The sequence below is a fragment of the Rhizomonospora bruguierae genome, assembly GCF_018397995.1.
GTDB classification, from domain to species: Bacteria; Actinomycetota; Actinomycetes; order Mycobacteriales; family Micromonosporaceae; genus Rhizomonospora; species Rhizomonospora bruguierae.
The window spans coordinates 41,816-54,902 of the sequence record NZ_BBQH01000025.1; the positions used below are offsets into that span (position 1 = coordinate 41,816).

9 protein-coding genes are annotated in these 13,087 nt (G+C 75.2%); 4 read left to right on the plus strand and 5 right to left on the minus strand.

Going from position 1 to position 13,087, the window contains the following annotated elements:
- Positions 1-182: 182 nt before the first annotated feature.
- Positions 183-1,577, plus strand: coding sequence for an alpha,alpha-trehalose-phosphate synthase (UDP-forming) (locus tag KJS59_RS14420; protein WP_213453381.1), 1,395 nt, complete (start codon positions 183-185; stop codon positions 1,575-1,577).
- Entirely contained in the window at positions 1,578-4,133 is a 2,556-nt protein-coding gene (otsB, locus tag KJS59_RS14425) for a trehalose-phosphatase (protein ID WP_213453382.1), read from the plus strand.
- On the opposite strand, the gene cobA is transcribed toward otsB, so the two are convergent.
- The 3 genes from cobA to cobC are packed head-to-tail and all read right to left on the minus strand — an operon-like array spanning position 4,102 to position 7,522.
- Positions 4,102-5,325, minus strand: coding sequence for a uroporphyrinogen-III C-methyltransferase (cobA, locus tag KJS59_RS14430; RefSeq protein WP_213453446.1), 1,224 nt, complete (start codon positions 5,323-5,325; stop codon positions 4,102-4,104). The genes otsB and cobA overlap by 32 nt on opposite strands.
- Before the next feature lie 23 nt (positions 5,326-5,348).
- A complete protein-coding gene (gene cobT / locus KJS59_RS14435) occupies positions 5,349-6,395 on the minus strand; it encodes a nicotinate-nucleotide--dimethylbenzimidazole phosphoribosyltransferase (protein ID WP_376771177.1) in 1,047 nt (348 codons plus the stop codon).
- Between the two features lie 2 nt (positions 6,396-6,397).
- The gene (gene cobC / locus KJS59_RS14440; RefSeq protein WP_283775781.1) at positions 6,398-7,522 is read right to left on the minus strand and encodes an Rv2231c family pyridoxal phosphate-dependent protein CobC; all 1,125 of its coding nucleotides are present in this window, start codon (positions 7,520-7,522) and stop codon (positions 6,398-6,400) included.
- A gap of 146 nt (positions 7,523-7,668) precedes the next feature.
- Here cobC and KJS59_RS14445 point away from each other — a divergent pair, with 146 nt between their 5' ends.
- Positions 7,669-9,735, plus strand: coding sequence for a transglycosylase domain-containing protein (locus KJS59_RS14445; protein ID WP_213453385.1), 2,067 nt, complete (start codon positions 7,669-7,671; stop codon positions 9,733-9,735).
- A gap of 186 nt (positions 9,736-9,921) precedes the next feature.
- Here the strand turns inward: KJS59_RS14445 and KJS59_RS14450 are convergent, their stop codons facing one another.
- Entirely contained in the window at positions 9,922-10,491 is a 570-nt protein-coding gene (locus KJS59_RS14450) for a GNAT family N-acetyltransferase (RefSeq protein WP_213453386.1), read from the minus strand.
- Positions 10,491-11,996, minus strand: coding sequence for a cobyrinate a,c-diamide synthase (locus KJS59_RS14455; protein WP_213453387.1), 1,506 nt, complete (start codon positions 11,994-11,996; stop codon positions 10,491-10,493). Before KJS59_RS14455 ends, KJS59_RS14450 begins: the two co-directional genes overlap by 1 nt.
- A 152-nt stretch (positions 11,997-12,148) precedes the next feature.
- On the opposite strand from KJS59_RS14455, the gene KJS59_RS14460 reads away from it, so the two are divergent.
- Positions 12,149-12,982, plus strand: a complete 834-nt coding sequence (locus KJS59_RS14460) for an SURF1 family cytochrome oxidase biogenesis protein (protein WP_249714120.1) — start codon at positions 12,149-12,151, stop codon at positions 12,980-12,982.
- Positions 12,983-13,087 lie beyond the last annotated feature (105 nt).

Here is a 13,087-nt window from a genome sequence, read left to right on the forward strand (position 1 = left end):
CGGTCAATCCTCCCAGGCGGGTGGTCGGCCGGTCGGCCCGCCCCCGCACTCCGGTGTGCCAGGGACCACAGAATCACAAGGTCACCCCGGGTTGCCACATTCCCTGGCGGCCCTCAAGTACCGGCCGGCACCCACGGTTCAGTACCCTCGCTGGTGAACCCGCTCGTCGGCCGGAGGCATGCATGACCGTACGCAGCTCGTTCGTCGTCGTCGCCAACCGTCTACCGGTGGACGAGGTGACGACCTCCCAGGGGCGTGAATGGCGGCGCAGCCCGGGCGGCCTGGTGACCGCGCTGCACCCCGTGCTGGTCGAGCACCGCGGCACGTGGGTCGGCTGGGCCGGCGGCACCGGCGACGCTCCCGAGCCGTTCGAGCTGGACGGCATCCGCCTGCACCCGGTGCCGCTGTCGGCCGAGGAGCTGGAGCGGTACTACGAGGGCTCGTCCAACGCGACGATCTGGCCGCTGTACCACGACGCGGTCGAGACCCCGGTGTTCAAGCGGCGCTGGCGCGAGGCGTACCGGATGGTGAACCAGCGCTTCGCCGACGCGGCGGCGGAGGTGGCCGCGGAGGGCGCCACCGTCTGGGTGCAGGACTACCAGCTCCAACTGGTGCCCGCGATGCTCCGCGAGCAGCGCCCGGACCTGCGGATCGGGTTCTTCCTGCACATCCCGTTCCCGCCGATCGAGCTGTTCATGCAGATGCCGGTGCGGGCGGAGATCCTGCGCGGCCTGCTCGGCGCCGACCTGGTCGGCTTCCAGCAGCGGCTGGCCGCCCAGAACTTCGTCCGGCTCGCCCGGCACCTGCTCGGCCTGCGGTACGAGGGCCAGGTCATCGACGTGGACGGGCGACCGGTGCGGGCCGGTGCGTTCCCCATCTCCATCGACGTCAAGGAGATGGAGGCGATGGTCGCCACCCCGGAGGTGCAGGCGCGCGCCAAACAGATCCGCGAGGAGCTGGGCAACCCGAAGACGATCATCCTGGGCGTGGACCGGCTGGACTACACCAAGGGCATCGAGCTGCGCCTCAAGGCGTTCCGCGAACTGCTGGCCGACCGGAAGCTGACCGTGCCGGAGGCGGTCATGGTGCAGGTCGCCACCCCGAGCCGGGAGCGGGTCGAGCACTACCAGGCGCTGCGGGTCAAGGTCGAACGCGAGGTGGGGCGGATCAACGGCGAGTTCGCCAAGGTCGGCGTCCCGGCGGTGCACTATCTGCACCAGTCCTACAGCCGCAGCGAACTGGCGGCGCTCTACCTGGCCGCCGATGTCATGATGGTGACGCCACTGCGCGACGGGATGAATCTCGTCGCCAAGGAGTACGTCGCCGCCCGCGCCGACACCGGCGGCGCCCTGGTACTCAGCGAGTTCGCCGGCGCCGCCACGGAGTTGCGTCAATCGTTCCTGTGCAACCCGCACGATCCGGACGGTGTCAAGGACGCGCTGATCCGTGCCGTGCACGTCGAACCGGTGGAGGCCCGGCGCCGTATGCGGATAATGCAGCGCCACCTACGCAGCCATGACGTGCGGCAGTGGGCCAAGTCCTTCCTTTCCACCCTGGGTGTACCGGAGAACGAATAAGTGACAGATCAACTCGACCCCGCCCTGCGCGCCGCCGTCGGGCGGGCCGCCCGCGTGCCGAACCTGCTGGTCGCCTGCGACTACGACGGCACCCTGGCGCCCATCGTCCCCGACCCCACCACCGCCCGGCCGCTGCCGGAGTCGGTGGCGGCCCTGCGCGCGCTCGCCACGCTCCCGCAGACCTCCGCGGCGGTGGTGTCCGGCCGCGCCCTGCGCGACCTGGCCACCCTGTCCCGGCTGCCCAGCGAGATCTACCTGGTGGGCAGCCACGGCTCGGAGTTCGACATCGGCTTCGTCGAGCGCCTCGGCCCGGACGAGATCGACCTGCGGGCCCGGCTCCAGGCCACCCTCGAGGACATCGTGCGGGGGCGGCCCGGCGTGCGGCTGGAGCACAAGCCGGCCAGCGTCGCGGTGCACACCCGGACCGCCGAGCCGCAGGTGGCCGCCGAGGTCAACGAGGCGGTCCTGACCGGCCCGGCGGCCTGGCCCGAGGTGCACGTCACCCAGGGCAAGATGGTCATCGAGCTGTCCGCGATCCGCACCCACAAGGGCACCGCGCTCGACGCGCTGCGCCAGCAGGTGGGTGCGAGCGCGGTGCTGTTCATCGGCGACGACGTGACCGACGAGAACGGCTTCGCCAGCCTGCACGGGCCGGACATCGGCATCAAGATCGGACCGGGCGACACCCGGGCGCAGTTCCGGGTGGCCGAGCCGATCGAGGCGGCCCGGGTGCTCGGGCTGCTGCTGGAGACCCGGCGCAAGTGGCTGTACGGGGAGCACGCGGTGTCGATCGAGCGGCACTCGATGCTCGCCAACCGCCGCACGGTCGCCCTGGTGACCCCCGCCGGCCGGATCAGCTGGCTGTGCCACCCCCGCCCGGACTCGTCGGCGATCTTCGCGGACCTGCTCGGCGGCACCCCGGCCGGGCACTTCTCGGTGACCCCGGAGCGGGAGGCGCTGCCGCTCGGCCAGCGTTACCGGCAGCACACGATGACCGTGGAGACCCGCTGGTCCGGGCTGACCGTGACCGACTGGCTGGACACCCTGGGCAACGACTCGGTGCTGGTCCGCACGCTCACCGGCAGCGGGCGGGCCTGGGTGGAGTTCGCGCCGCGCCCCGAGTACGGGCAGGTGGCCATCAGCCTGGAGGCCCGCCACCAGGACGGCGCGGACGGGCTGGTGGTGCTCGGCTCCAACGAGCCGGTCGCCCTGCACTCCCCGGGCGTCGCGTGGGAGATCGTCACCGATGGCGAGACGCACTCCGCCCGGGCGCTGGTCGACCTGTCCGTCTGCGGCGGCACGCTGACCCTGGAGCTGCGGTTCGGCACGCACGACCTGACGCCGGCCCCGGTCCCGGCCGCCGACCGCCGCATCCGCACGGAGCGCGGCTGGCGGGAGTGGGCGGGGTCGCTGCGGCTGCCGTCCGTCGGCCGGGAGCAGGTCATCCGCAGCGCCCTCACGCTGCGCGGGCTGTGCCACCGGGAGACCGGCGGCATCCTCGCCGCCGCCACCACGTCACTGCCCGAGGAGCTGGGCGGCGTCCGCAACTGGGACTACCGGTACTGCTGGCTGCGTGACGCGGCGATGACCGCCCGCGCCCTGGTGGAGCTGGGCTCGGTGGGCGAGGCGGAGGCGTTCCTGCGCTGGGTGGAGGCGCGCGTCGAGCGCACCGACGGCCACCCGGAGCGGCTGCACCCGCTCTACACGCTGGACGGCAACGAACTGGGCCCCGAGGCGGTCATCGAGATCCTGCCCGGGTACGCGGGCTCCCGGCCGGTGCGGGTCGGCAACCTCGCCAACCGCCAGCTCCAGCTGGACGTGTTCGGCCAGGTGGCCGACCTGATCGCGGCGGTGGCGGGCGCCCGCGGCACCGCGCTGCCCCGCGAGCTGCGGGTACTGGAGGCGATGGTGCAGGCGGTGGAGCGCCGCTGGCACGAGCCGGACCAGGGCCCGTGGGAGGCCCGCCTGGCGCCCCGGCACCACGTGTACTCCAAGATCATGTGCTGGCTGACGGTCGACCGCGCGCTGCGGGTGCTGGCCGCGCACGGCGGGCCGGACCGACTCCGGGCGCAGGAGCCGCAGTGGAAGGAGCTGCGGGACCAGATCGGCACCGACGTGCTGGAGCACGGCTGGAACGAGCGGGCCGGCGCGTTCACGGTCGCGTACGGGGAGGAGGACGTCGACGCCTCCGCGCTGTGGGTCGGCCTGTCCGGGTTGCTGCCGGACGACGATCCGCGGTTCCTGGCGACCGTGCTCAAGGTCGAGTCGGAGCTGCGTTCCGGGCCGGTCGTCTACCGGTACCACTGGGACGACGGACTGCCCGGCGTGGAGGGCGGCTACCACATCTGCACGACGTGGCTGATCGAGGCGTACCTGCGCACCGGGCGGCGGCTCGACGCGGAGGAACTGTTCGAGCAGATGGTGCTCACCGCCGGCCCCACCGGGCTGCTGCCCGAGCAGTACGACCCGGTCGCCGAGCGCGGGCTGGGCAACCACCCGCACGCGTACTCGCACCTGGGGTTGATCAGCTGCGCGGTGCGGCTGTCCCGGAGCTGACCACCCCGCCGATCACCACGATCACCGGGGGCCGCAGGCCGGCCGCGGCGACCGCCGCGGCCACCTCGCCCAGGGGGGCGCGCACCGTGCGCTGGTGCGCGGTCGTGCCCTCCTGGACCACGGCTGCCGGGGTGGCCGGGTCGCGGCCGTGCGCCAGCAGCTTGGCGGCGATCGCGGGCAGGTGCCGCAGCCCCATCAGCACGACGAGCGTGCCGCGCAGCCGGGCCAGGGCCGGCCAGTCGACCAGCGACGCCGGGTCGTCCGGGGCGACGTGGCCGGAGACCACGACGAACTCGTGCGCCACGCCGCGGTGCGTGACCGGGATGCCGGCCGCGGCGGGTACCGCGATCGCGCTGGTGACGCCCGGCACCACGGTCACCGGCACGCCGGCCGCCGCGCAGGCCACGGCCTCCTCGCCGCCCCGGCCGAACACGTACGGGTCGCCGCCCTTGAGCCGGACCACCGCGCGGCCGGCCAGCGCCCGGTCCACCAGGATCCGGTTGATCTCCTCCTGGGCCCGCTGCGGCCCGTACGGGATCTTGGAGGCGTCGATCAGTTCCACGTCCGGGCCCAGCTCGTCCAGGAGCAGGCCGGGGACCAGGCGGTCGGCGACCACCACCTCCGCCGCCGCGAGCAGGCGCCGGCCCCGCACGGTGATCAGTTCGGGGTCGCCCGGGCCGGCACCGACGAGTGCAACCCAACCGGCCCCGTTCCCGGCCGCGGGCCGGTGCTCGCGCGCCGGGGCGCCCGGGTGGCCGATCGCGCCGCCGGCCAGCGCGTCCCGGACGGCGTCGCGGATCGCGGCGGAGCGGCGCGGGTCCCCGCTGAGCACGGCGACCGTGACCGCGCCGTGCCGGGCCACCGCCGGGGTCCAGGCTGTCGCCTCGTGCCGGTCGTCGGCGCGCACGCAGAACACCCGCCGCTCCTCGGCCGCCGCGCTCACCTCGGCCGCCGCGGCCGGGTCGTCCACGGCCACCTGCACCAGCCAGGCACCGTCCACATCGGAGGGCTGGAAGCCACGCTCGGACCAGTGCACCCGCCCGGCGTCGACCAGCCCCCGCAGCGCCGGGGTGAGCACCGGGGAGACCAGGTCGACCCGTGCACCCGCGGCGAGCAGGGCCGGCACCCGCCGGGTGGCGACGGCGCCCCCGCCGACGACGAGCACCCGCCGCCCGTCCAGCCGCAGCGCCATCGGGTAGAGCTCGCTCCGGGTGTTCACTTCTCGGCCACCCCGGCGCTGTCGAACGTCGCGACCTCGTGCAGGACCCGGACGGAGGCGGCCACCAGCGGCAGCGCCAGCAGCGCGCCGGTGCCCTCGCCGAGCCGCATGCCAAGATCCAGCAGCGGCTCCAGCCCCAGGTGCGCCAGGGCCACCCCGGCACCCGGCTCGGTCGACCGGTGACCGGCGACCATCGCGCCGACGCTGTGCGGGGCGAGCGCGGCGGCGGCGAGCGCGGCGGCGAGGGCGCTGACCCCGTCCACGATCACCGGCACCCGATGGGCCGCGCCGGCGAGGATCAGCCCCGCCAGGGCGGCGTGCTCCAGCCCGCCGACCGCGGCCAGCACGCCCACCGGGTCCGCCGGATCGGGGCGGTGCCGGTCGAGGGCGGCGCCCACGACGGCGGCCTTGCGGGCGAACGTCGCGTCGTCCACGCCGGTGCCCCGGCCGGTGGTGGTCGCCGGATCCGCCCCGGTGAACGCCGAGATCAGCGCGGCCGCCGGGGTGCTGTTGGCGATGCCCATGTCCCCGGTGACGAGCGCCCGCGCGCCCTGCTCCAGCAGCCGCCCGGCGACATCGATGCCCGCCTGGACCGCGGCCGTCGTCTCGCCCCGGGTCAGCGCCGGCTCGGCGGTCATGTCCCGGGTACCGGTGCGCACCTTCGCGTCCACCAGCCCCGGCGCCTCGGCGAGGGGCGACGCCACCCCCACGTCCACGACCGTCACCCGCGCGCCCACCTGCCGGGCGAACGCGTTCACCACCGCGCCCCCGGCCAGGAAGTTCGCCACCATCTGCGCGGTCACCTCGACCGGCCAGGGGGTCACGCCCCGGGCGTGCACCCCGTGGTCGCCGGCGAACACCACGACCGCGGCCGGCTCGGGCAGCGGCGGCGGGAACACGCCGGCCAGCCCCGCCAGCCGGGCCGACAGCCCCTCCAGCGCGCCGAGCGAGCCGGCCGGCTTGGTGAGCCGCGCCTGGTGCGCGCGGGCCGCGGCCATCGCGTCGTCGTCCAGCGGGCGGATGGCCCCGATCGTCGCCTGCACGCTCACTCCGCTCCCGGTGGGGCCGGCGATTCGCGCCGGACGTCGGCCAGAGTCTGCACGAAATCATCCGTGGTCGCTGTGTCCCGCACCGCAATCCGGAGCCAGTCCGGGCCCAACCCGGGGAACGTGTCACCGCGGCGCACCGCGTACCCCCGCTCCCGCAACCGCTCCCGGACCCGCGCGGCACCCGCCAGCCGGACCAGGACGAACGAACTGGCGGGCCGGCCGGCGACGGCGACACCCTGCGCGCGCAGCCGCTTCACCAGGTGGTCGCGGTCGGCGGCCAGGCGGTGGGCGATCTCCCGCTCGGCCGCGACCGCCGCCGGGCTGGCGCACGCCCGCGCGGCCGCCAGCGCCGGCGTCGACACGGCCCACAGCGGTTGGACCGCCCTCAGCCGCGCCAGCAGGTCGGCCGCACCGAGCACGTAGCCGACCCGGAGGCCGGCCAGCCCCCACGTCTTGGTGAGGCTGCGGACGACCAGCAGGCCGGGCAGGTCCCGCCGGCCGGCGAGCGACTCGGGTTCGCCGGGCACGGTGTCGGCGAACGCCTCGTCCACCACGAGGACCCGGCCCGGCCGGGCGAGCGAGGCGACCGCCGCCGCCGGGTGCAGGACGGACGTCGGGTTCGTGGGGTTGCCCAGCACCACGAGGTCGGCGTCCCCGGGTACCGCGGCAGGGTCGAGCCGGAAGCCGTCGGCCGCGCGGAGGATGACCCGCTCGACGGCCCGCCCCGCGCGACGCAGGGCGGCCTCCGGCTCGGTGAACTGCGGGTGGACGACCACCGGCCGGTTGGCCGGCAGCGCCCGCGCCAGCAGCACGAACGCCTCGGCCGCGCCGGCGGTGAGCAGCACCTCGTCGGCCGGGCGGGCGTGGCGGGCCGCGACGGCCGCGGTTGCCGGCGCCGGGTCGGGGTACCGGGCCAGCGCGGCGAGGGAGGCCGCGACCGGCCCGGCCAGCCAGGGCGGCGGCGGGTCGGCGCGCACGTTCACCGCGAGGTCCACCAGGCCGGGCGCGGCCTCGACGTCGCCGTGGTGGTTCAGGTCGACCATGAACACTCCCCGCGAGGTGCCGGTTCGCCGGCCTGGACGGCTCGCCGGCCTGGACGGCTCAGCCTCCGGCCGGGACAGGCCCGGCTGGAGTTCAGCCTTCCGGGGTGTGCCGGTCCACCGGCGGGGAAGGCCCAGCCGCTGATCCTCCCCCGCGCGGGGTGAGTGACGGGCGACGGGTGGCCGAACCGCTGCGCGCGTTTTGGGGCAAAGCCTACCTTCAGGACATGGCACGCATACGGCGGCTCGGACCGGCGGTGCGGATCGGCCTGATCGCCGGCGTCCTCGTCGCGGCGCTGGCGTTCCCGCTGGCCGCCCTGGCCGGCATCGGGATCGTGGACACCGGCCGCGGACTCAACGGCATCCCCACCGAACTGACCGTCTCCCCGCCCGCGCAGACCAGCTACGTGTACGCCGCCGACGGCCGCACCCTGCTCACCGCGTTCTACGAGGAGAACCGGCACGACGTGCCGCTGGACGCGGTCGCCCAGGACATGCAGCACGCCATCATCGCCGCCGAGGACGCCCGCTTCTACCAGCACCACGGCGTCGACGCCCGCGGCGTGGCCCGCGCGTTCGTGGCGAACCAGAAATCCGGCGGCGTCTCCCAGGGCGGTTCGACCCTGACCATGCAGTACGTGCGGCTGGCGCTGCAGAACAGCGCCCGCACCCCGGCCGAGATCACCGCCGCGACGCAGCAGACCGCCCCCCGCAAGGCCCGGGAGATGCGGCTCGCCATCGAACTGGAGAAGCACACCTCCAAGGCCGAGATCCTCTCCCGCTACCTCAACGCCGCCTACTTCGGCCACCGCGCGTACGGCATCTACGCCGCCTCGCAGGTCTTCTTCTCCAAGCCACCCAGCGACCTCACCATCGCCGAGTCGGCCACGCTCGCCGGCCTGGTCAAGGCGCCCACCGACTTCGACCCCGCCAGCCAGGACCAGGGCCCGGCGCGGGACCGCCGCAACTACATCATCGACAAGATGGCCGAACTGAAGTACATCAGCCCCGCCCAGGCCGACCAGGCCAAGCGCGAGCCCATCCGCCTGCGCCTGAGCAGCCCGCCCAACGACTGCGTCTCGATCCCCGGCGGGCTGCGCGACTACGGCTACTTCTGCGACATCTTCCGCAACTGGTGGCTGCGCCAGCCCGCGTTCGGGAAGAACTCCCTCGAACGCGAGGAGCAACTGCGCCGGGGCGGGTACCGCGTCGTCACCTCGATCGACGCGAAGGCCCAGGCCGCCGCCACCGCCGCCGTGCAGCGCCAGCAGGCCAGCGACAGCAACCTCGCCATGGGCGTGGTCGTCGTCGAACCCGGCACCGGACGCATCCGCGCCGCCGCCCTCAACCGGGTCTATTCGCTGGAGCCCGGGCGCGCCAACACCGTCAACCCGCTGCTCGGCGGCGGCGACATCCCCGGGTACCAGGCGGGCTCCACCTTCAAGATGTTCACGATGCTCGCGGCGCTGGAGCACGGGATGCCGCTGTCCACCTCGTACAACTCGCCGATGCAGTACCGATCCAAGTACCGGATAGGTTGGGGCCAGTACAACACCTGCGGCAGCTACTGGTGCCCGAAGAACGCCAGCAAGGAGATGACCGGCGACCGCAACATGTGGAGCGGCTTCGGCGAGTCGGTGAACACCTACTTCGTCCAACTGGAGGAGAAGGTCGGCGCGGACAACGCGGTCAAGATGGCCGAACGCCTGGGGCTGCGGTGGCGCACGGACGTCGACTCCCGGCTCGCCGAGCCGCGTCACGCCAAGAACTGGGGCTCCTTCACGCTCGGCGTCTCCAGCACCACCCCCCTGGAGATGGCGAACGCGTACGCCGCCGTGGCCGCCGACGGCCGCTACTGCGCGGCGACCCCCGTCGTGTCCATCACCGGACCCGACGGCCGCCCGGTCTCCGCCGGCCAACCCCAGTGCCAGCAGGTCGTTTCCTCCGGCGTCGCCCGCGCCGCCACCGACGCCGCCCGCTGCGTCACCGGCTACGGCGCCGCCGCCGGCGGCTGCGGCAGCTGGTCCACCGGAACCGGCATCTACCGCGCCGTCGGCCGCCCCGTCGCCGGCAAGACCGGCACCACCGACAACGACCGCTCCGCCTGGTTCGTCGGCTACACCCCGGACCTGGCCGCCGCCGGCTTCATCGCCGACCCCGACAACCCCAACAGCACCGTCGGCGGCGCGACGGAGGCACCGGGCGTCGCGGTCGCGGAAACCCTCCGCGGCGCCTCCGCCGGAACCCCCGCCCACGACTTCAAACCACCCCCCGGGCGTCTCGTCTCCCGCTGACCCCCGCACCGCCAGCCCGGCGCTGCAGGCCCCGCGCCGCTGTGGCCCCGCGCCGCTGTGGCCCCGCGCCGCTGTGGCCCCGCGCCGCTGTGGCCCCGCGCCGCTGTGGCCCCGCGCCGCTGTGGGCCACGCGCCGTGGGCCGTGGGCCGCGCCCTGTGGGCCGGGGCGGCCTGCGCCGTCGTGGGTCAGCGCAGGTCGGCGGTGACGAAGGACCAGACCTCCAGGTCGGTGCGGCCGCTCAGCACGTGACCGGCGTTGCGCAGCAGCCCCTCGTAGGTGAAGCCGGCCTTCTCCGCGACCCGCCGGGACGCCGTGTTGCCCGGCGCCACCCGCAGTTCGACGCGCTGGAAGCCGTGCTCGCCGAGCAGCGCGATCGCCACGACCACCACCGCCTCGGCGGCCAGCCCGTACCCGCGTACCTCCGCCGCCACCGCGCACCCGATCTCGGTGACCCGGGCGACCCGGTCCGTGCGCTTGGTCCAGACGCAGCCGATCAGCCGGTCGTCCTCCCGCCGGACGATCTCGTAGTGGTCGCCGGCTCCGCTGTCCCGCCGCTCGGCGGCCAGTTCGGTGCACCACGCCCTGGCATCGACGTCGCCGTGCTCGGGCGGCACCGGCAGCCAGCGGCGGGTCTGCCGGTCCGCGAAGATCTCGGTGACGAGCTTGGTGTCGGCCGGCTCGACCCGGCGCACATGCAGCCGGGGCGTCCCGACGGTCAGCGCCGGGAACGGCCGGACCGGGACGGCGCCGCTCATCACGCCACCTCGGTGGGGTGGCCGCCGACCGGGGCGCGGCCGGTCGCGCGCCGGGCGATCGGGATGATCGTGGTGGGCACGCTCTCGACGGCGTGTCGGGCGCTCTCGGGCGACGCCGCCTGCCGGGCCGCCTGCCGGGCGGCCACGACGACCCGCTGCGCCAGCCCCGGCACCGCCACCCAGTGCAACCGGAGCTGCGACGCGTACACCCGGCGCTCGATGAAGCCCTCCGGCGGGCCGCCGGCCCACGTCCACGCCGGCTGCGCGCCCGCGCGGGGCGCCACGACCGCCCGGTGATGCTTGTACCCGACCAGCCGCGTTCCGGCCGGCGCGACCGGTGACGGGCCGTGCGCGGTCGCCTCCCGGTACCCGACGACCAGGTGGTCGGTGTTGTGCGCGGTGGCGTCGAGCACCCCGCACATGGGCAGCCCGTCCAGTTCGCGGGCGAGCCACAGCAGCCCGGCGCCCTCGGCGACCACCGGCGCCCCGGAGCCGGCCAGCTCCGCGACCGACCGGCGCAGCCGCACGTTGGCCGACAGTTCGGCCGCGTATGCCTCGGGCAGCGCGTCCCCGATGATCAGCCCCGCGGTGCCCGGCGGCAGCGCCTCGTCGCGCAGCGGGTCCACCGGCATGATCCGGGCGCCCGCCGCGGCGAGCAGTTCGGCGGTCTCCGGATACCCGTACTCCAGGTCCGGGCCGCCCGCGACGGCCAGCACCGGTGGCCGGGCCACGACGTCGAGGGTCTCCTCCTCGGCGCGGGCGCCGTGCGGGCTCCACGCCTCGACCGCCAGCCGCGGCGCCGATCGCGCCAGCCCCAGCACCCGCTCGACGTCCACCGACCCCTCGATGATCTCCCCGAGCCGCCGCACCGCCCGCGCCGCGTCGGCCGCCCGCCGCGCCACCGGCTCCACGCCGAGGTGTCGGCCGGGCAGCCCGGCCTGCGCCGCCTCGGCCACCAGATCCCGGTGCAGGACGCCGAGCACCGGCACGCCGATGTCGTCCATCGCGTCCCGCAGCAGTTCCTCGTGCCGCTCGGACGTCACCCGGTTGAGCACCACGCCGCCGAGCCAGACAAGCTCGTCGAAGGCGCGGAAGCCGTGCACCATCGCGGCCACCGACTGCCCCATGGCCGCCACGTCGATGACCAGCACCACGGGTGCCCGCAGCGCCGTGGCCACGCCGGCGGTGGAGTCCGCATCCGACTCCTCGGCCAGCGCGTCGTACAGGCCCATGGTGCCCTCGACCACCGCGACGTCCGCGCCGGCGGCGGCGTGCGCGAACAGCGGCGCGATGCGGCGCTGCCCCAGCAGCCGGGGGTCGAGATTGCGCGCCCGACGCTGCGCCGCCAGGCCCAGGTAGGCGGCGTCGGTGTGGTCGGGACCCACCTTGCAGCCGGCCGCGGCGAGCCCGCGCGCGGTGAACGCGGCGAGCAGGCCGATGGCGACCGCGCTCTTGCCGTGCCCGGCCGACGGCGCGCTCACCACGATGCGTGGGACGGCGGTCATCGGCTGCTCCTCGGGCGGACTCCAGTTCTGCTCGCCGCCGCGACATTACCCGGACCTTACGACACCCGCCGGGCACCGTGCCGCCCCCGTTCGGGGGATCGGCCGACCGGGTGGCCGGCGGTCCGGGGACCCGCCGCGGGTAGCCTTCGAGCGTGTACCGGTTTCTGCTGTCCGCCCGCTGGCTCGGCGGCGCGCTGCTGTCGCTCGTCGCGGTGGGCGTGATGGTGCTGCTCGGCCTCTGGCAACTGGACCGGTACCAGGCCCGCCACGCGATCAACGAGCGGATCGACGCGGCCAGCGCCGGTGCGCCGGCCCCGCTGCCCGGCCCCCTGCCGCCGCCGGGCCGCGACCCCGGCACCGTCGCGCCGCCACCGTCGCCGAGCGCCGCCTGGCAGAAGGTCAGCGCCACCGGCCGGTACGACGAGAGCCACCAGATCCTGGTCCGCGCCCGCACGGTCGACGGGCAGGTGGGCTTCGAGATCGTGACGCCGCTGGTCCTCGGGGACGGCTCCGCGATCCTCGTGGACCGGGGGTGGGTGCCCGTCCCGTCCACCGGGGACGCGATGGCCGTGCCCACGGTCCCGCCCGCCCCGGCGGGGCAGGTCACCGTCGTCGGGCGCGTGCACCCGTCGGAGAGCCGCCCGGGGCGCGTGGACGTCCGCGACGGCCGCATCGAGGTGCGCCGGATCGGTGTCCCTCAACTCGCCGAGAAGCTGCCCTACCCGCTCTACTCGGCGTACCTGCTGGCCGAGCCGGTGGAAAAGGGTTTCACCGCGATTCCGATCGGCCACGAGAACGACTGGCAGAACGCCGCGTACGTATTCCAGTGGTGGCTGTTCGCGCTGCTGGTGCCGGTGGGCTTCTGGTACGTGGCCCGGCAGAAGGCGCACGGCGGCCCACCGGACCGCCTGGCACCGCCCCGTGACCGCCTCTCCCCCGCACCCGCGGATGCCCGCGCGCACTCGGAGGCAGCGCCACCCGTGTAGGCCCACTCGCACCCGAGGTCCGCCCCGCCCGCGCGGGTTGCCGCCCCGCGCCCGAGGGTTGCCTGGGCGGGCGGCTACGGCACCAGCCCTGGCGTGCGTGCCGCG